A 22632-nucleotide genomic window follows, 5' to 3' on the forward strand; every position below is an offset into this window, starting at 1 on the left:
TCCTCTTGCAAGACACGACTGGAATAAAATGACAGAAAAAGACGAACTAATATTTCTTCCGCTCGGCGGCGTTGGCGAAATCGGCATGAATCTCGCGCTTTATGGTTACGGCAAGCCGGACAAGCGGGAATGGATCATGGTCGATTGCGGCGTCACTTTTCCCGGACCTGATTTGCCTGGGGTCGATCTCGTTCTGCCCGACATCCGTTTCATCGAGTCGGAAAAGATCAATCTTAAGGCGATCGTGATCACGCATTCGCACGAGGACCACTATGGCGCGATCGCCGATCTTTGGCCGATCCTCAAGGCGCCTGTCTATGTCTCGCCCTTCACCGCAGGCATGCTGGAATCGAAACGCGCCTATGAGGGCGACGCCGAAGCCGTTCCGGTCAACCTCTTCAAGGCCGGCGATGTCTTCGAGATCGGGCCGTTCAAGATCGAGGCCATTCCCGTCAACCACTCGATCCCCGAACCCTTTTCCCTGGCTATCACGACGCCATTGGGCGTGGTCGTCCATACCGGCGACTGGAAGATCGATCATGCGCCGTCCATGGGGCCGCTCACCGACGAAAAACGGTTCCGCGAAATCGGCGACAAAGGCGTTCTCGCGCTGATTTGCGATTCCACCAATGCAATGCGCGACGGCGTGTCGCCCTCGGAACAGGAAGTCAGCGACAATCTGGAAAAGATCATCGAGGCGGCGGAAGGCCGCGTCGCGATCACTACCTTCTCCTCCAATGTCGGGCGTATCCGCTCCGTTGCGAAGGCGGCCGAAGGGGCGGGCCGCAAGGTTTTGCTGCTCGGCAGTTCCATCAAGCGCGTGGTCAATGTCGCCGGCGATCTCGGCTATATGGAAGGCTTGTCCGAATTCATCAGCGAGGACGAGTTCGCCTCGACCCCGCGCGATCGCATCGTGATCATTCTGACCGGCAGCCAGGGCGAATCGCGGGCGGCGCTTGCAAAACTTTCCCGCGACGAGATGCGTAATATTTCCCTGTCGAAGGGAGACACCGTCGTGTTTTCCTCGCGCACGATACCGGGCAACGAAAAGGCGGTGCTCGACATCATGAACGGGTTGATCGATCAGGGCGTTCATATCGTCACCGACAGCGAGGCGCTGGTCCACGTTTCCGGGCATCCGCGCCGCAACGAACTGCAGCAGATGTATCAATGGGTGCGGCCGGAGTTTCTCATACCCGTCCATGGAGAAGCCGCGCATCTCACCGCCCAGGCGGAGCTCGGCGAACAGTCGGGCCTCAAGGTCGTGCCGCATGTCCGCAACGGCGATGTCGTGCGGCTGGCGCCGGGCGAGGCACAGGTGATCGACGAGGCGCCGCACGGGCGGCTCTTCAAGGATGGCGACCTGATCGGCGATTTCGATGAAATGGCGATCGGCGAGCGGCGCAAATTGTCATATGTCGGCCATATCGCGGTCAATGTGCTGGTCGACGCAAAGAATGTGTTGATCGACGATCCGGATATCGTTTGTCGCGGCGTGCCGGAGTTCGACGACACCGGCGCCTATATCGAGGAAACGCTTCGCGACGCGGCGATAGAAGCCATGGAAAGCATTCCTCGCGTGCGTCGCCGCGATCTCGAACTGGTGCAGGAATCGGTGCGCCGGGCGGTGCGCGCCGCGGCGCGCAACGCCTGGGGCAAGAAGCCGGTCATGACCGTCTTCGTTACGCGGATCCGATAGGGGGAAAATCAATGATTGGCAGACTGAACCATGTCGCGATCGCTGTCCCGGATCTGGACTCCGCGGTGAAGACATACCGCGACACGTTGGGCGCCCATGTCTCGCAACCGCAGCCCCTGCCCGAGCATGGCGTGACCGTTGTCTTCATAGAACTGCCCAACACGAAAGTGGAGTTGCTGGAGCCGCTGGGCGAGGGGTCTCCGATAGCGAAGTTCCTTGAAAACAACCCGGCGGGCGGCATGCATCACATCTGTTACGAGGTCGATGACATCATCGCCGCGCGCGATGCTCTCGCCGCGGGCGGCGCCCGGGTGCTGGGCGACGGGGAGCCGAAAACCGGCGCCCACGGCAAGCCCGTGCTCTTCCTGCATCCGAAGGATTTCTGTGGCGCATTGGTCGAACTCGAAGAGGTCTGACTGATGTCCCCAGTCACCGGAATCGCGATCTATGTCGTCATATGGTGGATCACGCTGTTCGCCATCCTGCCGATTGGCGTGAAAACCCAGGCCGATGAAGACGATATAACGCTTGGCACAACCGAAAGCGCCCCGCACCGGCACCGGATGGGTTTCAAACTGATCCTGACAAGTTTGATCGCCGCGGTGATCTTCGCGCTTTATTATATCGCCGTCGTCGTCTTCGAACTGTCGGTGGATTCCCTGCCGAGAATCGTTCCGGATTTCTCTGGGCGCGGCTGATCAATCGCGGAAAGATTCGAAGCGGTCCTGCAACTCGCGCATGACCTCGATCCGTTCGGCGACATCGTCTCCCAGACGCGCGATGAGATCGTCGAGCAGAAACCCGTTGAGGCTGAGAAACGGCGTTTGCAGATCCCAGAAAAGGTGCGAATCCGTGCTCACGCTCAGAACGGTGTCCGTATAGTCGCGCGCCCAGTAGCAGTGGTTGTCGCAGATGATGACGACTGACAGCCCCTTTTCACTGGCGATCTGGGCGAGCTGATAGCTGAATCGCGTGTAGCGGCGCATTTCGTAGAGAACGAGACAGGTGTTGCTGCAGTCCTCGGCGAGCATCTCGCTGAAAGTGCCGTTGCGACCGTCCAGATAGCGTACCCCCGGCCGCACATAGTCCAGCCGTCCTGCAAAATCAGAAGCAATGCCGGCGATAGTCTGGAAGCCGGTTACAAAAACATGGGAAGACGTTGCGAGAGCCTCGATTGCCTGTTGCCAGGGCTTAGTTTCGCGCATCTCGTAGACGCCGAGGATCGCGGCCATTTCCAGGTCGAAATTTTCCCAAAGACGGCTGCCTGCCGCAGCATTCCGTCGGATCCGGTCCACACGGTCGGAAATCAGTAGCGGCGTCGCGTCTATATCGGTGCGCATTTCCGCTTTAAGATCGCTCAGCCGCTGATATCCGAGCGATCGCAGAAAGCGTCCGACCGTCATCTGGCTGACCCCGACTTGTTTGGCGATGGACGCCGCAGTCTCGAATGGCAGCGAGTTGATATTGGCGAGCATGTAGCTCGCGATCGCTTTTTCCGATTTTGTCAGCTTGGCGAAATCGACCTTCAGACGGTCCGCCAGGGGGGTGCTCATGAAATCTCTCCCGGTGTTTTGCTAAACCACGGTTTGGCCTCCTCCAACTGACCGGCCAGTCGCAAAAGCGTGGCCTCGTCGCCGAACGCCGCCGAAAACATCACGCCAACAGGCAATCCGTCGGACGTCCAGTGCAGCGGCGCAGACATACTTGGCTGGCCGGTCAGATTGAAAAGCTGGGTAAACGGCGTAAATCCCTGCAAATCTGCGACATAGGCGGCCTGATCCGGATTGTTGGTATGCTGGACCCCGAGCGGCACGGGCGCCCGGGCAAGCGTTGGGCTCATGACAACGTCATGGCGCATATGGAATTCGGCCATCCGTCGGCCCTGCATATGGATGCGCGCCAACGCCTCCGGATAGGCCTCGACCGGAAGCGTGCTGGAATATTCAACGGCGCTCCATGTCGCCCGGTCGACGTCTTCAGGTTTGATCTCGCGGCCGAGCTCAGCCGCCCTTTTTCTGACGGCGCGAGAGACATTGGAAGCGACCAGCACCCAGAGCGCATGGCCAAGTTCCTCCCAGTCTCCCGGCGGCTGTTCGTCGATCACCGTGTGGCCAAGCTGTTCGAGCAGGCTTGCGGCGTCCTCGGCGGCCCTGGCGCACTCGGGATCGACCGCTGCTCCCGAAAGCGGAGTGCGTTGAAAGGCTATCTTGAGGCGGCCAGGGCTCGTCGTCACCTCGTCTAGAAAGCACCCTCCGTAATGCGGCGCGCAATAGGGATCGCCAGGCGCGGGGCCGTGCGTGGCGTCGAGCATCGCGGCTGAGTCCCTGACTGATCGCGTGACGACATGGGACGCGGAAAGGCTTCCCCAACCTTCGCCGGCAAGGGGACCGTTTGGTGTTCGCGCGCGGCTGGGTTTGAGGCCGAAGAGCCCGCAGCACGAGGCGGGAATACGAATGGATCCGCCGCCGTCGCTTGCATGGGCGATCGGCACGATGCCCGCAGCGACGGCGGCGGCCGCGCCACCCGACGAACCGCCCGCGGTTCGGTCGAGTCTCCATGGATTGCGGGTGGTCCCGCAGAAGGTGCTCTCCGTGGAAGCAGCGAGCGCCATTTCCGGTGTTGTTGTCTTGCCGAAAATGATTACGCCGGCGCGCTTGTAGCGCTCAACGAGCGTGGTGTCGGTCTTCGCCATGTTGTCCGCGAACAGTTTTGCGCCTTGTGTCGTTACGGTCCCGGACAACATCGCCGAAGCGTCCTTGAGGAGAAACGGCACGCCCGCGAAGGGGGCGTCGGCCGATAGGTCTTCAGCCATGATTTCGCCCAACGCATACAGTTTCTGGGACAGCGCGTTGATCGCCGGATTGACGTGCTCCGCACGATCGATGGCTGCTTCCAGGAGTTCGTGCTGGCTGATCTCGCCTCTTCGCACGAGGTCCGCAAGACCCAGACCGTCATGGTCACGATAGTCGCTGAAGTCGGCCATTCTCCCCTCCATATATTAATAAGATAACATCTATTGACTTTATGTGATAATTATAACACGATCGTCAACAGTTAGTTATTGCTCCCGAGTGTTAAAAGGCGGGGCAGCAGGGTGAACAGCAACAGAAGTGAGATCACAATCATGAAGTTTCGACCATCGATCAGCAGGGCATCCGCAACCGTCGCGCTCGGACTGGGCGTCGCAGCCATGGCTTCGCTGCCGTCTCTCGCGCAGGAAAAGACCATCACCTGGGGCAAGCCCGCCGAAATCACCGGCTTTGACGCCCATGTGGCGGGCACCGTCGCATCCTGGGAAATGTACCAGATGATCTACGAGACCTTGCTCGAGGCCGACGAATCGCTTGCCCTGAAAGGAGCGCTGGCCGAGAGTTGGGAGCAGACGTCTCCGACAAGCTACACCTTCACGATACGCGATGGCGCGGCCTTCTCGAACGGACGTCCGGTGACGGCCGACGACGTTATCGGAAGTCTTGAGCGCATCAAGAATCCGGAAACGGCGTCCTACTGGTCGGCGCAGCTCGGCGACATCGCAAAGATGGAAGCGGTCGATGACCGCACGGTCACGGTCGAATTGGCTGAGCCGCACCCCGCCTTTCTGCCGGCGCTCGCCCATATCTCTGCGGCGATCCTTCCGATCCAGGAGCTAAAGGACGGCAGCTTCGATCCCACGTCGCAGATGCTTGGCTCCGGTCCTTTCATGGTCGAGGAGCACAAGCAGGACGAAGCCTGGACGCTGGTGCGCAATCCCCATTACTGGCGCGAGGGCTTTCCGGTCGCGGATCGTCTGGAAGTACCGATCATTCCCGACGCGTCGGCTCGCATCGCGGCGCTTCGCAATGGTCGCGTCGATTTCACCACCTTCGCCGATCCGGACTCGCCGCAGATGCTCGCCAAGGATGACAACATAAAGTCCAATCCCCAGCAGACGACCAACTACTACCGCGTGGACGTCAATGCGCTCAGCGAAGATTCCGCGTTTCACGACAGAAAGGTTCGGCAGGCCATGAACCTGGCGCTGGACCGGCAGGCGATCGACGATTTCGTGTTCGCAGGCACGTCCGAGGTCGATTATCCCGTTCCGGGCGCGTTCGGAAAGGACGCCTGTCGTTCGCTCGACACCTACGCGCTCCCTCGGGAAGAGCGTATCGAAAAGGCAAGGGCGCTGCTTAAGGAAGCTGGCAATGAGAACCCGGAAGTAGGATTGATTGCGGCGTCGTCCAATCCCGTCCTTGGACGCATCGCGCAGGTCGCCCAGCAGAGCCTTGGAGAAGCGGGATTCAATGTCACGATCGAATCGATTCCGACGGCGGAATATCTCCAGCGCGTGTTCACGGACGGCGATTTCGACTTCTCGGTTTCATGGCTTGCCGGCTACACGGATCCAACCATGGTCATCGCCTGGTGGAATCCCGAATTTGCCGTCTGGAACCAGGTGTTCCAGGAGAGCGTACCGGAACTTTCGGCGGCTCTCGACGAGGTCAAGACGATGCAGGACAGTCCCGAGCGTGACGCCAAGCTCGCTGAAATCTGCGGCATGATCGACGAGAGCGCCAACTTGCTGGCGCTGGTTTCCAAGACTGACTATGTCGTCTACCGTGACGACAAGATCGAAGTGAAGGTCCCGGAGAAATCCGGATCGTCCGACACCTTCCAGTATATCGAGGAATTCAAACCCCTCGATTGAGCAGGGTGTTTTACGGGGGCGGGATCAATGGCGATCCCGCTCTCCCGCCGCCGTCGCTTCATTCTTGATTGAAATCGCCCCGTCCTGAAAACGGAAAGTTTGGTGGATGCGCCTGATCGGCTACCTTTTGCCCCGGATCGCGATAGCGCTCGTGACCACGCTTGGCGTCTCGATCCTCGTGTTCCTCGCCCTTCGCTTCATTCCGGGCGGTTATGCGGATATTCTGCTCGGACCGTTTGTAACGCCCGAAGCCCGCGCCGCGATCGCCCAGCGCTACGGCTTGGACCAGCCCATAGTCTTCCAGTTCGGGCGCTGGCTTTTGTCGTTGCTGCAGGGCGACTTCGGCGTGTCGATGGTCACTAGAAAACCAGTTATCGACGAGTTCTTGCGACGCGCGCCGGTTACGCTCGAATTGGCCACGATCGCCCTGTTTGTCGCACTGGCCCTGGGCGTTCCGCTCGGCATTGCTTCAGGCGTCGCGGGCCGCGCGCGCGGCGGCTACGCCCGAGTTGTCGGCGCGATTGGCGCGAGCGTGCCGGACGTGGTGCTGGGCAGCGCCCTGATCTTCGTGTTTTCCGCATGGTCCCTCTGGTTCAGGGTTGGCGGATACGTTCCCTTAAGCGAGGACCCGATCGAGAACCTGCGGGTTATGCTGCTGCCGGGCCTCACGCTTTCGGTTTTCGGCGTCGCGCTTATTCTGCGCACTACGCGCGATGCGGTAATGCAGGTGATGACCGAGGGCCACATCACCACCGCTGTTGCGCGCGGCGAACGTCCGCGCGATATCATCCGGCTGCATGTCTTGCGAAACGCAGCTATTCCGGTGGTCACGGTGGTGACGACCTATTTCGGCTTCCTGCTCAGCGGCGCGGTCGTGGTGGAGGTGCTGTTTTCCATTCCTGGCATCGGGCTCTACACATTCAACGGCCTCCTGAACCGTGATTACGCAATCGTTCAGGCCGGCGTGCTTATCGCGGCTCTGGTCTTCATCTCCATCAACATGCTGTCCGATATTCTGTATGCGGCGATCGATCCGCGGGTCGGTGCGGGGAAAAGGCGATGAGCGTGGCAAAGTCGATTGTGGCCGCGCTCTGCCGGTTGATGCGGGAAGATCGGCTGTCATTTCTCGGCCTTGCCGTGCTGACGCTGCTTGTCCTGATCGGGCTTCTCGGGCCCTGGCTGCCGCTGGGTGATCCGACAAGAATCGCCGCAGGTCCGCGGCTTGCTCCGCCTTCCTGGGCTTTTCCCTTCGGCACCGATGAACTCGGGCGCTCCTATCTGCCGCGCGTCGTTGAGGGAATTCGCGCAACGTTTCTGCTCTCCATCGTCGCGGTCTCGATCACCGCCGTCGTCGGCTCCTTCTTCGGAATGCTGGCAGGTTATTTCCATGGCGTGACGGATCATTTCGTGGCCCGCGGCGCCGATATTCTCTTTGCCTTTCCGGCCATCATTGTCGGCCTGCTGGTCGCTGCGATGATAGGGCCGGGCCAGGTTTCCGCGGTGGCGGTCATTTCCATAGCGACGATACCTCTGTTCATCCGCGTGGTCCGTTCGGTGACGCTCAGCGTCGCCGGTCGCGGTTTCGTCACCGCGTCCGAAGTGGCCGGCGCAACGCCGTGGCGGATAATGACGGTGCATATCCTGCCCAACATCCTCGGAGCGGTGATTGTCCAGCTTACCTACGCCATGTCGATCGGCATGATCATCGAAAGTACGCTCAGCTATCTCGGTCTCGGCGTTCAGCCGCCGCAAGCCTCGCTCGGATCGCTGCTGCGCCAGGGGAGCGCCTATCTCACGTTTGCGCCATGGCTTGTGCTGTCCGCCGGAATGGTCCTGTCGCTCGCCATCATGTCCGTCAACCTGGTTGGTGATGCAATTCGCGACGCCATCGAGCCTCTGAAGGGCAGGGCGTTGAAATGAGCGCGCTCGTTGAAATCCGCGATCTGGTCGTCGCCTATGATGGCGGAGGAGGAGCGACCCGTGGTCTCGACAGCGCCGAGCTTTACGTCGCCAGCGGCGAAACGCTGGCAATCGTCGGCGAAAGCGGTTCCGGGAAGACTACGATCGGAATGTCGATTGGCCGTCTGCTTCCTCCTGAAGCACGGATCGAGAGCGGAACGATCACGGTGGACGGTGTCTCCGTCGTTGACGTCGACGCGGAAGCGTTGCGCCAGCTTCGGCGCGACCGCCTCGGTTTTGTTTTCCAGAACCCCATGACGGCGCTTGATCCGACGATGCGCATTGATCGCCAGATGATCCGGGCGATCGGCGGGAAACCATCGCACGACGCCATCGCATTATTGCTTCGCCGCGCCGAACTCGACGATCCGGAACGGGTGATGCGCTCGTTTCCACACGAACTTTCAGGCGGTATGGCGCAGCGCGTCATCATAGCCATGGCGATCGCCCGGTCTCCGAAACTGATCATCGCGGACGAACCGACCGCTTCGCTGGACGCCTCGATCCGGGAAAAGGTCATGGATACGCTGGGCCGGCTGCGTGAGGAGAATGGCGCGAGCATGGTGATCCTGTCCCATGACTTGCGGCTTGTCTCCCGTCACGCTGACCGCGTCGCGGTCATGTATGGCGGTCGCGTGGTCGAGATAGGACAAAGCGCCACCGTGCTGGAACAGCCGGCCCATCCCTATACGCGCGCGCTCATCGCCGCGGCTGCGGGCAACGAGAAACCCGGCGAGCGTCTGGAGCCCATACTTGGAGCGCCGCCCGTTCTCAGAGGCCCATGCCGGAAATGCGCCTACGAACCGCGTTGCGGACTTGCCCGACCTGAATGCGCAAACAGTCGACCCGAGGCGCGTCTGGTCGCGGCGCGCGCCGTCTGCTGTCACTTTGCAGAAGAAGTGGTTGAAGCGACGAGCGATGCGGGGGAGGCGCGAACAGAATGAGCCAGACCATCGTCGAACTGCAGGATATCGTTGTGACCTATCGAGCCGGATTTCTCGGCGGCGAGGCCTTTGAAGCAGTTCGCAAGGTGAATCTGTCGATCAGGGAGGGCGAGACGCTCGGGCTTGTCGGAGAGTCCGGTTCGGGAAAGACAACTCTTGGTCGCGTCTGTCTTGGGCTACTCGCGCCGACGCAAGGGGTCATGCGCTTCGGCGGCGCTCCGTTCGGCACACTGCGGCAGCGTCGCGGACAGCTTTCCGTCGTCTTGCAACATTCCGAATGGGCGCTCAATCCGCGGCTGCGTTGCGGGGCCTCCGTGGAAGAACCGCTGATCATACTCGGCGTCAAACCGGACGAACGCAAGCGGCGCGTGACGGACATCTTCGACAGCGTCGGTCTCGGCGACGGATATGTCGACCGCTATCCGGGTCAGTTGTCGGGTGGTCAGCGCCAGCGCGTCTCCATCGCCAGAGCCTTGGTGACTGAGCCTCGTTTCATCGTGTTCGACGAGGCTGTAAGCGCGCTAGACGTGTCGGTTCAGGCCCAGGTGCTCAATCTCATCATGGACCTTCAGCACAAATACGGTTTTGGCGCGCTCTTTATCTCCCATGATCTGGCGGCGACGCGCTATGTCAGCCATCGCATCGCTGTCATGTTTCGGGGCGAGATTGTCGAGGACGCGCCTTCCGAGCGGTTCTACGGAACGCCCGACCATCCCTACAGTCAAATGCTGATGAGTAGCCTGGCGTGATGCCCGGATATTTTGCCCATAGCCGCATTGTGGTCGCGCTGTTTCTCGCCATGGTGCTTTCAATTTCGTCCGCCCGGGCGGATGAGGCCGAACTGCAGCGGACATGGGACGCTGCGCGCGGCTACCTGCCGTCCACCACGCCGGCGGGATTTGTCGAGGCGGGCGTCAGCGATATTGAAGACCGGATTGATCCGCACTCTCCTCCCGTCGCTCTGATCGTCTATGCGCATGGCTGTAGCGGGTTAAGCCGGATAACGGATTCGACGGGACGGTTTCTGGCGCAGGCAGGCTACGTTGTCATTGCTCCCGACAGTTTTGCGCGTGTCGACAAGCCGAAAAGCTGCGATCCGGCGACGCACCGGGGCGGATTGCATCGCGCGGTTCTCGGCTGGCGCCAGGACGAGATGCGCTACGCGGTCGAGCAGGCGTCGCTTGTCCTGTCCTTAAGCGATCTGCCGGTGGTGATCATGGGTCACTCGCAGGGGGCGATCACCGTCGCCACGATTGAGGACGTTACGGCGGCAGCTCGCATTGTCGAGGGCTGGACGTGCCATGCAGGCTGGCCGGAATATCACGGTCTCAACAGCAATCCGGACCAGCCGGTTCTCGCGCTGGTCGGGGCGCTTGATCCCTGGTTCAAATCGCAGGTCCTCAGTGGCGACTGCGGCGCCTACATGAGTCAAGACAATGGCTCACGATCGATCGTTTATCAAAAACCAGATTACCTTGCCGACAAGCACTGGCTGTCCGTGGACCGGGCGGTTCAAGCCGAGATACTCGAATTTCTCAACCGTTCGCTGACGACATGGAGGAACGAAAATGCTGGATGACAAGACGGCGAACGCGCTGATGGATGCAGTCGAGGCGGGGTTCGAGGAGCAGATTTCGCAAACTGCGGATCTGGTGCGCTTTCCGTCCACCCGCGGCGCCGAGGCGCCGGCCCAGGACTATATGGCCCGGCAGATGCGCGAACGCGGCCTCGATGTCGACCGGTTCAAGGTCGATATCGAAGAGATCAGACACTGGCCCGGATTCTCGCCTGTTCATGTCAACTACGACAACGCCTGGAATGTCGTCGGGTCGCGGCGCGTCGAAAATCCGAAGGGCAGGTCGCTCATTCTCAATGGACATGTCGACGTCGTGCCGACCGGGCCGCTCGATATGTGGAGCACTCCGCCGTTCGAGCCTCGGATCGAAAATGGCTGGATGTATGGTCGCGGCGCAGGCGACATGAAAGCCGGCCTGATCGCCTGCCTTGCGGCGATGGATGCGGTCGAGCGGGCGGGCTTCGGTTTGACCGCGGATGTGTTTGTCCAGAGCGTCATCGAGGAGGAATGCACCGGCAATGGCGCGCTCGCCTGTCTCGCCCGAGGCTACAAGGCCGATGCGGCGCTCATTCCCGAACCTCAAAACCAGACCATGATCCGGGCGCAGATCGGGGTCATCTGGTTCCAGGTCAATGTGCGCGGCATACCGGTTCACGTGGCCGATGCGGGAGAAGGCGCCAACGCCATCGAGGCGGCCTACACGGTCATGCAGGCGCTGCACGAACTGGAGCACGAATGGAACAGTCGCAAGGATCAGTATCCGCCCTATGAGACGGTGGATCATCCGATCAATCTGAATGTCGGTCGTATCGAGGGCGGCGACTGGGCGTCCAGCGTGCCGGCGTGGTGCACGTTCGATGTTCGTGTGGCGATCTATCCGGGTCAGGATATCGCCGAAGCGAAGTGCGAAATCGAGGAGACGATCCGGCTCGCTTCGCGCCGGAACGCCTTCTTGCAGAACAATCCGCCGCAGATCGTCTACAATGGTTTCGAAGCAGAGGGCTATATCCTCAAGGACGCCGAAGAGCCGGTCGGAATGCTCGCAAGGTCGCACCAGAGAGTGTTCGGAGAGGCGCTAGAGGAAATGGCGTGCACCGCGACAACCGACGCCCGTTTCTTTGGTCTGTACGCAGATACGCCGGCACTTGTCTACGGGCCGACCGCAGAACTGATCCACGGCTTCGACGAGCGTGTCAGTCTTGATTCTCTGCTCAGCGTCACAAAGACGATGACGCTATTCCTGGCCGACTGGTGCGGCGTTGAAGAGGCCTGAACGGCGAAAGGGCTTGTGAGGCAAGCCTTTTCGCAGCGGCGTATTTCAAAGTTGAAATGCGAGCTTGAAGCTCATTTAAATATCAAAAAAAAACAAGGCATTGAGCCTTGTAAATTTATCGCGTGATCTAGTGACCGGACTGCTCCGGTGGCTGCGAGTCAATTCGCGCCTTAGATCCATCCTCCCAAGACTTTGACCGCGAAACGTGCGGGGATCTTTTCTCCCTGCCTCATTGGATCGGCAACCTAACGGATTGCGAAGCTGATGTCACCCGAAAAGTGACAATTATGTCGCTGTCCAGAATTTTTTCCGGACAAATTCCGAATCATCAGGGAACTATTCCTGTTTTTGGTTCGGCGCCGCCGGTTGGGTCGGACTGGCAGTTTCGAAACACAGGGTGTCATGCCCGATCTGCGCGTCTTTTCATCCGCATTGGAAGTGTTTATGAAAGCGGCTGATTTTCACAGAGACGGCGCGTCTGATTCCTATGCGGCGCTCCGTCGGCAACGGACCAGGCAATGCGTTTATCCCGCTATTTTCTCCCCATCCTCAAGGAAAACCCCAAGGAAGCGGAAATCGTTTCGCACCGGCTGATGCTGCGCGCCGGCATGATCCGCCAGCAGTCGGCTGGCATCTATTCCTGGTTGCCGCTTGGAAAGCGGGTTCTGGAAAAGGTCAACACGATTATCCGGGAAGAGCAGAACCGAACCGGCGCGATGGAAGTCATGATGCCGACCATCCAGTCTGCGGAACTGTGGCAGGAGAGCGGTCGTTACGACGACTATGGCAAGGAGATGCTGCGGATCGAGGACCGCCAGAAGCGGCCCATGCTCTATGGTCCCACCAATGAGGAGATGATTACCGACATCTTCCGCGGCTATGTGCGATCCTACAAGGATCTTCCGATCAATCTGTATCATATCCAATGGAAGTTCAGGGACGAGATCCGTCCGCGCTTCGGCACGATGCGCTCGCGCGAGTTTCTCATGAAAGACGCCTATTCCTTCGATATCGACCGTGAGGCTGCCCGGCACTCCTACAACAAGATGTTCGTCGCCTATCTGAGAACCTTCGCGCGGCTCGGCCTCAAGGCGATCCCGATGCGGGCGGAGACAGGCCCTATCGGCGGAGATCTCAGCCACGAATTCATTATCCTGGCGAAGACCGGCGAGTCCGAAGTCTTTTGCCACAAGGACTTTCTTGATTTCGACATTCCGGACGAAAGCGTCGATTTCGACGATGTGTCCGGTCTGGAAGCCATCGTCGACAAATGGACGTCGCTCTACGCCGCAACATCAGACATGCACGAGGCTTCCGTCTTCGAGAGCATCCCTGAAAGCCGGCAAGTCTCGGCGCGCGGCATCGAAGTTGGGCACATCTTCTACTTCGGCACGAAATACTCCGAGCCGATGGGCGCGACCGTAACCGGACCCGACGGCAAGGAACACGCTATCCACGGTGGATCCTACGGCATCGGTCCGTCGCGTCTTGTTCCCGCCATCATTGAGGCATTCCATGACGACAATGGAATCATTTGGCCGGAAAGCGTGTCCCCCTTCGATCTCTGCATCATTAACATGAAGGCCGGCGACGGGGTTTGCGACGACTATTGCCAGAAGCTCTACGAGACGACGCAGAAGGCCGGGCTGGATCCGCTGTATGATGACCGCGACGAAAGGGCAGGGGTCAAGTTTGCAACAGCCGACCTTATCGGCGTCCCGACCCAGGTGATCGTCGGTCCGCGCTCCGCAGCCAATGGTGAGGTCGAAATCAAGGATCGAAAAACCGGCGAGCGTGTGACCGTCACGGTCGAGGAAGCCGTCAACCGGCTGACCTCCGGCAGACAGGAATAATCGATGACTGGAGAGGCTGCGGACAATACAATGGCGGCGGGCGATGCGCCGAAGCCTGCGCGCCCTGTCCGTCCTTTCTCGACCTTCGAGCGAATGATCGCCTGGCGCTATCTGCGCTCGCGTCGACGCGAGGCGTTTATCTCGGTCATTGCCGGGTTTTCATTTTCCGGCATCATGCTTGGCGTCGCAACGCTGATTGTGGTCATGGCCGTGATGAACGGCTTCCGCGCCCAGTTGATCGACCGCATACTCGGCGTCAATGGTCACATGATCATCCAGCCGATGGATCAGCCTCTGACAGACTACACCGGCATTGCTGCCAGGCTCGACGCGCTCGACGGAGTGAAATCCGCAATTCCCCTGGTCGATGGCCAGGTTCTCGCAACCGGTTTCCAGGGCGCGGGAACAGGCGCCCTCGTTCGCGGCATCGGAGCCGATGATCTCGCCGAACTGGAAGGCGTCGCAGACCACATACAGACCGGAGATCTCGTCGGGTTCGCATCCGGAGAAGCGATCGCGATCGGCGCCCGCATGGCCTCCAGTCTCGGCGTTCTTGTCGGCGATACGGTGACGCTGACCACGCCGGAAGGCGATATCACGCCGCTTGGCGTGATGCCGCGGACCAAGGCCTATCCGGTTTCAGCCATTTTCGAAGTCGGCATGTCTGAAATCGATTCGTCGATGATCTTCATGCCGCTCGCCGAATCCCAGCTCTATTTCAATACCGACGGTCTCGTGCAGTCCATCGAAGTGGTGCTCGACGATCCCGACGCCATCGACGTCATGCGTCCGATCGTCGAGGAAGCGATGGGACAGCAGGTGTTCATCACTGACTGGCGCCAGCAGAACAGGACGTTTTTCTCCGCCCTGCAGGTCGAGCGCAACGTGATGTTCATGATCCTCACACTGATCGTCCTCGTCGCCGCTCTCAACATCATTTCCGGCCTCATCATGCTGGTCAAGGACAAGGGGCACGACATCGCGATCCTCAGGACGATGGGCGCGTCATCCGGCTCGATCATGCGCATCTTCTTCATGACAGGCGCGGCGATCGGCATGGTGGGCACTTTGGCCGGCGTGCTTCTCGGCGTCTTCATCTGCCTCAACATCGAGTCGTTCCGGCAGTTCTTTTCCTGGATTTCCGGAACCACGATCTTCGACCCGGAACTCTATTATCTCAGCCAGTTGCCAGCCGACATGGATCTGGGCGAAACGATCGCCGTCGTTGCGATGGCGCTTGGCCTTTCCTTCCTTGCAACCCTGTTCCCGGCCTGGCGCGCGTCGCGTCTCGATCCGGTGGACGCCCTTCGTTACGAGTGATTTCATGAACAGCGCCGCCTACGTATTGCAGCTCGATAATGTCGAGCGCCATTACAAACAGGGAGAAAACATTCTCTCGGTTCTCGGCGGCGCAAATCTCGCTTTGCGGCCGGGCGAAACGGTTGCGCTGGTTGCGCCATCCGGCGCAGGCAAGTCGACTCTTCTGCATATCGCCGGGTTGCTTGAAAAGCCTGACGGCGGCGAGGTCTATGTCAACGGTCGCGCGAGCGGCTCCCTGTCGGACGAGCAGCGCACGGCCATGCGTCGGTCGGATATCGGCTTCGTCTATCAGTTCCACCACCTGCTGCCGGAGTTCACGGCGCTCGAAAATATCATGATGCCGCAGATGATCGCCGGCCTGTCTCGCGAGGAGGCGGCCGTGCGCGCGCGCCAGCTACTCGACTACATGCGCATCGGCGCAAGGGCGGACCATCGCCCCTCGGAACTCTCCGGCGGCGAGCAGCAGCGTGTCGCGATCGCCCGGTCGGTCGCCAATGCGCCGCTTGTCCTGATGGCCGACGAGCCGACCGGCAATCTCGATCCGGCGACCGCCGGATACGTCTTCGAAGCGCTTGAGGCGCTCGTGCGCCAATCAGGCCTGGCGGCGCTGATCGCCACGCACAATCACGAGATCGCCTCGCTGATGGATCGTCGAATCACCCTGCAGGACGGTCAGGTTGTAGAGATGATCGCAGAGCAGGCCTGATCCCGGAAGACGGGCCTTCGCAACAATTTTATCCAGAGTGTAAACCGGATATTAACCACGGTACGGTAATCGCTTGACTGTCGAACATAAAAAGAACAAACTGGAAACATATCCAGTATAAGGAGGAACATATGTTCGATCTTGCTAAAGACTGCGCCGCCTTCGCCTCGATGGTCCTCTTCGTTTCCAGCATTACCATCGTCATGATGGCGCTCTGATCATACCCGTTCTGACCGGGTTTATAATTGCGCGGTCAGGCGCATCCAGAAAACTGAAGACAACGCAGGCGACTTGTCGCCAGACCATGGACATGGAAGCTTCGCCGGGTGAAAATCGACCCGATTCCAAAAGAGACGGCGGAGTTCCATGACCGAAAGCGAGTCTGCACTAACAGCGCATTCCAAAGGACCGGGCTTCGTGCATTTGCGCGTGCATTCGGCCTATTCGCTGCTCGAAGGCGCGCTGCCTCTCAAGAAAATCGTTGCGGCGGCGGCCGCCGACCTTCAGCCGGCGATCGGCATCGCCGACACCAACAATCTGTTCGGCGCGCTTGAGTTCGCCGCCAGCGCCGGCGACGCGGGCGTGCAGCCGATCATCGGCTGCCAGCTTGACATCGAGATGGGCGACGGCGATCCGTCCGCGTCCGGGGGTTCGCGCAACCGCATGGCCCGGCGGCCGTCGCTTGTCCTGATCGCGGCGACGGCGGAGGGCTACAGCCGACTTGTTGGTCTGGTCAGCCGCGCCTATCTCGACGGCGAAAGCAACGACACGGCGCATATCATGCTCGAGTGGTTGCAGGAGGGCATCGAGGGGCTGATCTGCCTTACCGGCGCATCCGGAGGGCCGATCGATGCTGCGCTGACGGCCGGCGACGCCGCGCTGGCCCAATCCCGGCTTGATACGCTGGCGGCGCTTTTTGGCGATCGCCTTTATATCGAAATCCAGCGCCCCACCGATTACAGCCGCCAACACGAGAACGCGATGCTCGACATGGCCTATCGCAACAAGCTGCCGATCGTCGCCACCAACGAGGCGTTCTTTCCCGGTCCGGACGAGTTCGACGCGCATGACGCGCTCATGGCGGTGGCGCACAACGCCGTTGTTTCGGACGACAATCGCGTCCGCGTCACGCCCGACAATTTCCTGAAGACCCGCGAGGCGATGCTCTCGCTTTTCAAGGATCTGCCCGAAGCCACTGAAAACACCGTGGAGATTGCCCGGCGCTGTTCCTACATCCTGGAAACACGCGATCCGATCCTGCCGCGCTTTACGGGGGGCTCCGCCGACGATCCGGAAGCGGCGGAACGCGCCGAGGCCCAGGAACTGCGCCGCCAGGCGGAGGAGGGGCTGACGGCCCGTCTGGACGCGCTCGGATGCGCGCCGGGATTTTCCGTGGACGATTATCGCGAACGCCTGGAAACGGAACTCGGCATCATCGAGCGCATGCGGTTCCCCGGGTACTTTCTCATCGTCGCAGACTTCATCAAATGGGCCAAGGCGCATGACATTCCCGTCGGGCCTGGCCGCGGTTCCGGAGCCGGATCGCTTGTCGCCTATGCGCTCACCGTCACGGACATAGACCCGCTGCGCTTCTCTCTCTTGTTCGAACGCTTCCTCAATCCGGAACGCGTCTCGATGCCGGACTTCGACATCGACTTCTGCCAGGATCGGCGCGACGAGGTCATCCGCTACGTCCAGAAGAAATACGGGCGCGACCAGGTCGCCCAGATCATCACCTTCGGATCGCTGCAGGCCCGCGCCGCGCTGCGCGACGTCGGCCGCGTCCTGGAAATGCCCTACGGTCAGGTGGACCGGATCTGCAAGCTGGTGCCCAACAATCCGGCCAATCCGACTCCTCTGCACAAGGCGATCGAGGAAGAGCCGAAGCTGCGGGAGGAGGCCGCGGCCGAACCGGTGGTCGGCCAGTTGCTCGACATCGCCCAGAAACTCGAAGGCCTTTACCGGCACGCTTCCACCCACGCCGCCGGCATCGTGATTGGCGACCGCCCCCTGTCGCAACTCGTTCCGATGTATCGCGATCCGCGCTCGGACATGCCCGTCACCCAGTTCAATATGAAATGGGTGGAAAAGGCGGGCCTCGTCAAATTCGACTTTCTTGGCCTCAAGACGCTGACAGTGCTGAAGACGGCGGTGAGCTTCCTGAAGGAACGCAACGTTGATGTCGTTCTCGAAGCCCTCCCGCTCGACGATGAAGAGACCTACAAGATGCTCTCGCGCGGCGAGACTGTGGGCGTGTTCCAGGTTGAAAGCACGGGCATGCGCAAGGCCCTGATCGGCATGCAACCGGACCGTATCGAGGATATCATCGCCCTGGTCGCGCTCTATCGGCCGGGGCCGATGGAAAACATCCCGGTCTATAACGCCCGCAAGCACGGGGAGGAGGAACTCTCCTCGATCCATCCGAAGATCGACCATCTGCTTGAAGAAACCCAGGGCGTCATCGTCTACCAGGAGCAGGTGATGCAGATCGCACAGGTGCTCTCTGGCTACTCGCTCGGCGAAGCCGACCTTCTGCGCCGCGCCATGGGCAAGAAGATTCAGGCGGAGATGGACAAGCAGCGGGACCGCTTCGTCAGCGGCGCCATGGAAAACGGCGTGTCCAAACAGCAGGCCGATTTCATTTTCGATCTGCTCGCCAAATTCGCCAATTACGGTTTCAACAAGTCGCACGCCGCCGCCTACGGTCTGGTCTCCTACCAGACCGCCTACCTGAAAGCGCATTACCCGGTCGAATTCCTCGCCGCCTCCATGACGCTCGACATGTCGAACACCGACAAGCTGTCGGATTTTCGTCAGGACGCCAAGCGCCTTGGCATCGACGTGATTCCACCGTCAGTTCAGACCTCGTTCCGGATTTTCAAGACGGGAGAAAACCGGATTTATTATTCGCTTGCCGCCATAAAAGGCGTCGGCGAGGCGGCTGTGGATCACATCGCCGAGGTTCGTGGCGACAAGCAGTTTGCGAGCATTGAGGATTTCTGCCTGCGCATAGACCCGAAGGTCATCAATCGCAGGGTCCTGGAGAGCCTCATTTGCGCCGGCGCCTTCGACTGTTTCGGTCGCGACCGGGCGGAGCTTGTCGCCGGGATGGATCGATTGCTCGGATTTTCCCAAAAGGCGTTCGAGGATCGGGTAAGCGGACAGAGCGACATGTTCGGCGCGGGCGCGGCTACAGGTCCGGAAGTGATTCAATTTCCCGCCGTAACGCCCTGGGTGGCTTCGGAAAAACTGCATCGGGAGTTTCAGGCGCTGGGCTTTTATCTCTCCGCGCACCCGCTGGATTCCTATGCCGAACTGCTCGACCGCATGCGGGTTCAGACCTTCGCCGAGTTCTCGGTGGCCGTGAAAAAAGGCGCCACGGCCGGGCGGCTCGCCGGAACCGTCACATCGAAGCAGGAGCGAAAGACACGCACCGGCAACAAGATGGGCATTGTCGAGTTCTCGGACTCTTCCGGTCAGTATGAAGCCGTGCTGTTTTCTGAAGCGCTGGCGCTCTATCGCGCCCAGCTCGAACCCGGAAGCTCGCTGGTCATCACCGTCGACGCCGAAGAGCGGCCGGAAGGCATCAGCCTGCGAATACAGACCGTGCAGTCGCTCGAGGAAAGGGCGGTGCAAGAGCAGAAAGCCCTGCGCATCTTTGTGCGAGACAGCGGCCCCTTGCGGCAGATCGCCGGTCATCTCAACACGAATGGCGACGGACAGGTGTCCTTTGTGGTCATCAAGGATGACGGCAAGCGTGAGATCGAGGTCGAACTTCCCGAACGATACAGGATATCCCCACAGGTCGCCGCCGCGCTCAAATCTGCAAACGGCGTCGTCGACGTCGAACTCGTCTGATCGGCGCTTCAATCCTTCGACGACATGGATTACCGTTCGAAACAGAACCGGAATCGTTTCAGGGAGAAAATCAGGTGGCTTATTCAATCGTCGCGACAAAGCCGGGCGGACCGGAAGTCCTGCAGAAGAAGGAAACAGAAGTCCCGCAACCGGGCGCCGACGAGGCGCTGGTGCGCCACACGGCTATCGGCGTCAATTTTATCGACGCCTATTTTCGTTCAGGCCTCTACCCGTGGCCGGTCGAATCCGATCTGGTGCTCGGGTCAGAAGCCGCTGGCGTGGTGGAGGCCGTCGGGTCGTCTGTCAGCAATGTGTCGCCAGGCGACCGGGTCGTCTACACCGCCCCGAATGGCGCCTATACAAGCCACCGCGTGATAGGCGCAAAGACCCTTGTGAAGATACCGGACGGAATAAGTGACGAAATCGCCGCGGCCTCGTTTCTCAAAGGCCTGACCGCCTACTACCTTCTGCATGGCAGCTTCGCGGTGAAAGAGGGCAATACGGTGCTCTTCCACGCCGCCGCCGGCGGCGTCGGCCTGATCGTCGGACAGTGGCTTGCGGCAAAGGGCGTTCGTGCGATCGGCACAGCCGGCGGATCCGAAAAATGCGCCCTTGCGCTGGATCACGGCTATTCGGACGTCATCGACTACCGCAAGGACGATTTTGTCGAGAAGGTGAAAGAACTGGCGCCAGACGGCGTCGAAGCCGTTTATGACGCCGTTGGCAAGACCACCTGGAGGGGATCGTTGAAGTGCCTGAAACTGCACGGATCTTTCGTCAGCTTCGGCCAGTCGTCCGGCGCTATCACCGATTTCAACATCAGCGAGCTTGCGGCAGGTTCTTTCCATGCGACGCGACCGACGCTGTTCCATTTCGTCGTTTTGCCCGGCTGGCTCGACAAGGCCTCGGCGGCGCTGTTCGATCAGATCGGCTCCGGTTCGGTCAGGATCAACATCAACCAGACCTTCGAACTGGCCGACGCGGCTTCCGCCCACACTGCGCTCGAAGGGCGCCAGACCACCGGGTGCACCATTCTCACGCCGTAAATCGCTGGCGGTGACGTTGGACTAGTGCCCCGAATCTGAAGTTCGTTACATCCTGCAGCACGCTTTGTTCGAACTTCAGATTCGATAGGGGCACTAGCAAGATAATGATTCTAGTGTGGTTTACGGATTTGAAGTTCCTGTATGAGACCGCAGCTACAATGTAAGGAACTTCAAATCCACCACACTAGTGCCCCGAATCTGAAGTTCGTTACATCATGCGGCACGCTTTGTTCGAACTTCAGATTCGATAGGGGCGCTAGCAAGATAATGATTCTAGTGTGGTTTACGGATTTGAAGTTCCTGTATGAGACCGCTGCTACAATGTAAGGAACTTCAAATCCACCACACTATTCGGTCGCATCATTGTCCCGCTGGGGGCGGGCGTTGCGGCCCTTGCCGAACGTGTAGCCCGTCTCTACCGCATCGTCGCCGAAGCGATTGTGGATCCGGTCGATCGCGCGTTCGGCGTTGGCGCGGCGTTGGGCCGCCTCGTCGACGAGATCGGGCGGGTCGGCGAGGTCGGATCGTGTCAGATCTGACACGCCGATCCCGATGAGACGATATTTCGTGCCGTCCAGTTCAGGCGACAGCAATGACAGTCCGGTTCTGAAAATGCGGTCCGCCAGACAGGTTGGATCGTCCAGGCGGCGATTGCGGGTGCGGGTGCGAAAATCGGCGGATTTCAGTTTCAGCACGACGGTCTGGCCGGCGATGTCGTTCTTCTTCAAACGACGGGAAACCTTTTCCGACAGGCTCCTGAGGATCGGGACCAGGGTTTCGGCGTCCGCGTAGTCATAGTTGAAGGTGGTCTCGGAAGAAACGCTTTTGGCGCTGTCGCGGGTATGGACCTGCCTGGAATCCTGACCCCGCGATAGATGGAAGAGACGCTGCCCGATGAGGCCGTAACGCCGCATCAGGTCGCTTTCCTCCATCGTCTGCAACTGACCGATCGTCGTGATGCCGTCCTTCTTCAAGGTTGCTTCGAACGCCTTGCCGACGCCCCATATCGTCGTCACCGGCCTCTCTCGCAGGAAATCCATGGCTTCCGCCCTGCCGATTACGGAAAAACCTCGCGGCTTTTCAAGGTCGGAGGCGACCTTGGCGAGAAACTTGCAGTAGGACAGCCCGACAGACACGGTAATGCCGATCTCGTTCTCGATGCGACGCGCCAGGTCGGCGAGGGTGCGGGCGGGCGGATTGCGGTGCAGTGTCTGCGTGCCTGAAAGATCCAGAAAAGCCTCGTCGATCGATATCGGCTGAACCAGCGGCGTCAGTTCTTCCATCATGCTGCGGACTTCGCGTCCGACGCGGCTGTACTTTTCCATGTCCGGCTTGACAACGACGGCTTCGGGACAGGTTTCGAGCGCCTTGAACATAGGCATCGCCGATCGCACGCCCTTGATGCGCGCAAGGTAGCAGGCTGTGGAGACCACGCCGCGGCGTCCGCCGCCGATGATAAGGGGTTTGTCGGCCAGTTCCGGATTGTCGCGTTTTTCGACCGCGGCGTAGAAGGCGTCGCAATCGATATGCGCAACTGTCAGATCATAGAGCTCATCGTGTCGGACGATCCGCGGACTCCCGCATGTCCGGCAGCGCCGCGACGGCTGCCCCTGATACTCAAGACAGTCGCGGCAAAAGCCGGCTGCGGGATTGTTTGGCGCATGTTCCATGGCGATGATTGGGCGGAACAAATATTGAACATCATGGTTGT

18 protein-coding genes are annotated in these 22632 nt (G+C 60.1%); 15 read left to right on the forward strand and 3 right to left on the reverse strand.

The features are described from left to right. The first annotated feature begins 28 nt into the window (after positions 1-28). From AAFN47_RS05735 to AAFN47_RS05745, 3 genes are read left to right on the forward strand one after another with little or no spacing between them, the layout of a single operon-like run. Entirely contained in the window at positions 29-1699 is a 1671-nt protein-coding gene (locus AAFN47_RS05735; RefSeq protein ID WP_499808248.1) for a ribonuclease J, read from the forward strand. Positions 1700-1710: 11 nt separating this feature from the next. Next, positions 1711-2115, forward strand: a complete 405-nt coding sequence (gene mce, locus AAFN47_RS05740) for a methylmalonyl-CoA epimerase (RefSeq protein ID WP_499808249.1) — start codon at positions 1711-1713, stop codon at positions 2113-2115. Between the two features lie 3 nt (positions 2116-2118). Next, complete coding sequence (locus AAFN47_RS05745; RefSeq protein WP_499808250.1) at positions 2119-2397, forward strand: DUF1467 family protein; 279 nt, start codon at positions 2119-2121, stop codon at positions 2395-2397. Here the strand turns inward: AAFN47_RS05745 and AAFN47_RS05750 are convergent, their stop codons facing one another. Then, complete coding sequence (locus AAFN47_RS05750) at positions 2398-3252, reverse strand: MurR/RpiR family transcriptional regulator (RefSeq protein ID WP_499808251.1); 855 nt, start codon at positions 3250-3252, stop codon at positions 2398-2400. After that, positions 3249-4682, reverse strand: coding sequence for an amidase (locus AAFN47_RS05755; RefSeq protein WP_499808252.1), 1434 nt, complete (start codon positions 4680-4682; stop codon positions 3249-3251). Before AAFN47_RS05755 ends, AAFN47_RS05750 begins: the two co-directional genes overlap by 4 nt. A gap of 141 nt (positions 4683-4823) precedes the next feature. On the opposite strand from AAFN47_RS05755, the gene AAFN47_RS05760 reads away from it, so the two are divergent. The 12 genes from AAFN47_RS05760 (at position 4824) to AAFN47_RS05815 (ending at position 20921) form a co-directional block, all read left to right on the forward strand. After that, on the forward strand, positions 4824-6386 hold the full coding sequence (locus AAFN47_RS05760) for an ABC transporter substrate-binding protein (RefSeq protein ID WP_499808253.1): 1563 nt from the start codon (positions 4824-4826) through the stop codon (positions 6384-6386). 106 nt (positions 6387-6492) lie between these two features. Next, positions 6493-7449 (forward strand): ABC transporter permease, encoded by a 957-nt coding sequence (locus tag AAFN47_RS05765; RefSeq protein ID WP_499808254.1) that lies wholly within the window; start codon positions 6493-6495, stop codon positions 7447-7449. Next, positions 7446-8306: an ABC transporter permease gene (locus AAFN47_RS05770; protein WP_499808255.1), complete on the forward strand. Its 861-nt coding sequence runs from the start codon at positions 7446-7448 to the stop codon at positions 8304-8306. Before AAFN47_RS05765 ends, AAFN47_RS05770 begins: the two co-directional genes overlap by 4 nt. Then, positions 8303-9289 carry an ABC transporter ATP-binding protein gene (locus tag AAFN47_RS05775; RefSeq protein WP_499808256.1) on the forward strand — a complete coding sequence of 329 codons (987 nt, stop codon included), beginning with the start codon at positions 8303-8305 and terminating at the stop codon, positions 9287-9289. The genes AAFN47_RS05770 and AAFN47_RS05775 overlap by 4 nt, the downstream gene beginning before the upstream one ends. Beyond that, the gene (locus AAFN47_RS05780; RefSeq protein WP_499808257.1) at positions 9286-10038 is read left to right on the forward strand and encodes an ATP-binding cassette domain-containing protein; all 753 of its coding nucleotides are present in this window, start codon (positions 9286-9288) and stop codon (positions 10036-10038) included. Before AAFN47_RS05775 ends, AAFN47_RS05780 begins: the two co-directional genes overlap by 4 nt. After that, positions 10038-10868, forward strand: a complete 831-nt coding sequence (locus tag AAFN47_RS05785; RefSeq protein ID WP_499808258.1) for a dienelactone hydrolase family protein — start codon at positions 10038-10040, stop codon at positions 10866-10868. The genes AAFN47_RS05780 and AAFN47_RS05785 overlap by 1 nt, the downstream gene beginning before the upstream one ends. Next, positions 10858-12138 (forward strand): ArgE/DapE family deacylase, encoded by a 1281-nt coding sequence (locus AAFN47_RS05790; protein ID WP_499808259.1) that lies wholly within the window; start codon positions 10858-10860, stop codon positions 12136-12138. Before AAFN47_RS05785 ends, AAFN47_RS05790 begins: the two co-directional genes overlap by 11 nt. A gap of 518 nt (positions 12139-12656) precedes the next feature. Continuing rightward, a complete protein-coding gene (proS, locus tag AAFN47_RS05795; RefSeq protein ID WP_499808260.1) occupies positions 12657-13991 on the forward strand; it encodes a proline--tRNA ligase in 1335 nt (444 codons plus the stop codon). A 30-nt stretch (positions 13992-14021) separates the two neighbouring features. Beyond that, positions 14022-15311: a lipoprotein-releasing ABC transporter permease subunit gene (locus AAFN47_RS05800; protein ID WP_499808379.1), complete on the forward strand. Its 1290-nt coding sequence runs from the start codon at positions 14022-14024 to the stop codon at positions 15309-15311. Positions 15312-15315: 4 nt separating this feature from the next. Then, entirely contained in the window at positions 15316-16017 is a 702-nt protein-coding gene (locus AAFN47_RS05805; RefSeq protein ID WP_499808261.1) for an ABC transporter ATP-binding protein, read from the forward strand. Between the two features lie 366 nt (positions 16018-16383). After that, positions 16384-19875 carry a DNA polymerase III subunit alpha gene (dnaE, locus tag AAFN47_RS05810; RefSeq protein ID WP_499808262.1) on the forward strand — a complete coding sequence of 1164 codons (3492 nt, stop codon included), beginning with the start codon at positions 16384-16386 and terminating at the stop codon, positions 19873-19875. A 74-nt stretch (positions 19876-19949) separates the two neighbouring features. Further along, entirely contained in the window at positions 19950-20921 is a 972-nt protein-coding gene (locus AAFN47_RS05815) for a quinone oxidoreductase family protein (protein ID WP_499808263.1), read from the forward strand. 347 nt (positions 20922-21268) lie between these two features. Here the strand turns inward: AAFN47_RS05815 and AAFN47_RS05820 are convergent, their stop codons facing one another. Next, the gene (locus AAFN47_RS05820) at positions 21269-22591 is read right to left on the reverse strand and encodes a DNA polymerase IV (protein ID WP_499808380.1); all 1323 of its coding nucleotides are present in this window, start codon (positions 22589-22591) and stop codon (positions 21269-21271) included. Between the last annotated feature and the right edge of the window lie 41 nt (positions 22592-22632).

Origin of the sequence: Hoeflea sp. CAU 1731 (assembly GCF_039888615.1) — a bacterium.
In the GTDB taxonomy this organism is placed as follows: Bacteria; Pseudomonadota; Alphaproteobacteria; order Rhizobiales; family Rhizobiaceae; genus Flavimaribacter.

Excerpts from the sequence above, each read along its gene's own strand:
- AAFN47_RS05775 (WP_499808256.1), top strand. The coding sequence starts at position 8,303 with ATGAGCGCGCTCGTTGAAATCCGCGATCTGGTCGTCGCCTATGATGGC.
- AAFN47_RS05770 (WP_499808255.1), top strand. The coding sequence starts at position 7,446 with ATGAGCGTGGCAAAGTCGATTGTGGCCGCGCTCTGCCGGTTGATGCGG.
- AAFN47_RS05805 (WP_499808261.1), top strand. The coding sequence starts at position 15,316 with ATGAACAGCGCCGCCTACGTATTGCAGCTCGATAATGTCGAGCGCCAT.
- AAFN47_RS05750 (WP_499808251.1), bottom strand. The coding sequence starts at position 3,252 with ATGAGCACCCCCCTGGCGGACCGTCTGAAGGTCGATTTCGCCAAGCTG.
- AAFN47_RS05800 (WP_499808379.1), top strand. The coding sequence starts at position 14,022 with ATGGCGGCGGGCGATGCGCCGAAGCCTGCGCGCCCTGTCCGTCCTTTC.
- AAFN47_RS05820 (WP_499808380.1), bottom strand. The coding sequence starts at position 22,591 with ATGGAACATGCGCCAAACAATCCCGCAGCCGGCTTTTGCCGCGACTGT.
- dnaE (WP_499808262.1), top strand. The coding sequence starts at position 16,384 with ATGACCGAAAGCGAGTCTGCACTAACAGCGCATTCCAAAGGACCGGGC.
- proS (WP_499808260.1), top strand. The coding sequence starts at position 12,657 with ATGCGTTTATCCCGCTATTTTCTCCCCATCCTCAAGGAAAACCCCAAG.
- AAFN47_RS05735 (WP_499808248.1), top strand. The coding sequence starts at position 29 with ATGACAGAAAAAGACGAACTAATATTTCTTCCGCTCGGCGGCGTTGGC.
- AAFN47_RS05765 (WP_499808254.1), top strand. The coding sequence starts at position 6,493 with ATGCGCCTGATCGGCTACCTTTTGCCCCGGATCGCGATAGCGCTCGTG.
- AAFN47_RS05785 (WP_499808258.1), top strand. The coding sequence starts at position 10,038 with ATGCCCGGATATTTTGCCCATAGCCGCATTGTGGTCGCGCTGTTTCTC.
- AAFN47_RS05755 (WP_499808252.1), bottom strand. The coding sequence starts at position 4,682 with ATGGCCGACTTCAGCGACTATCGTGACCATGACGGTCTGGGTCTTGCG.
- AAFN47_RS05790 (WP_499808259.1), top strand. The coding sequence starts at position 10,858 with ATGCTGGATGACAAGACGGCGAACGCGCTGATGGATGCAGTCGAGGCG.
- AAFN47_RS05780 (WP_499808257.1), top strand. The coding sequence starts at position 9,286 with ATGAGCCAGACCATCGTCGAACTGCAGGATATCGTTGTGACCTATCGA.
- AAFN47_RS05745 (WP_499808250.1), top strand. The coding sequence starts at position 2,119 with ATGTCCCCAGTCACCGGAATCGCGATCTATGTCGTCATATGGTGGATC.
- mce (WP_499808249.1), top strand. The coding sequence starts at position 1,711 with ATGATTGGCAGACTGAACCATGTCGCGATCGCTGTCCCGGATCTGGAC.
- AAFN47_RS05760 (WP_499808253.1), top strand. The coding sequence starts at position 4,824 with ATGAAGTTTCGACCATCGATCAGCAGGGCATCCGCAACCGTCGCGCTC.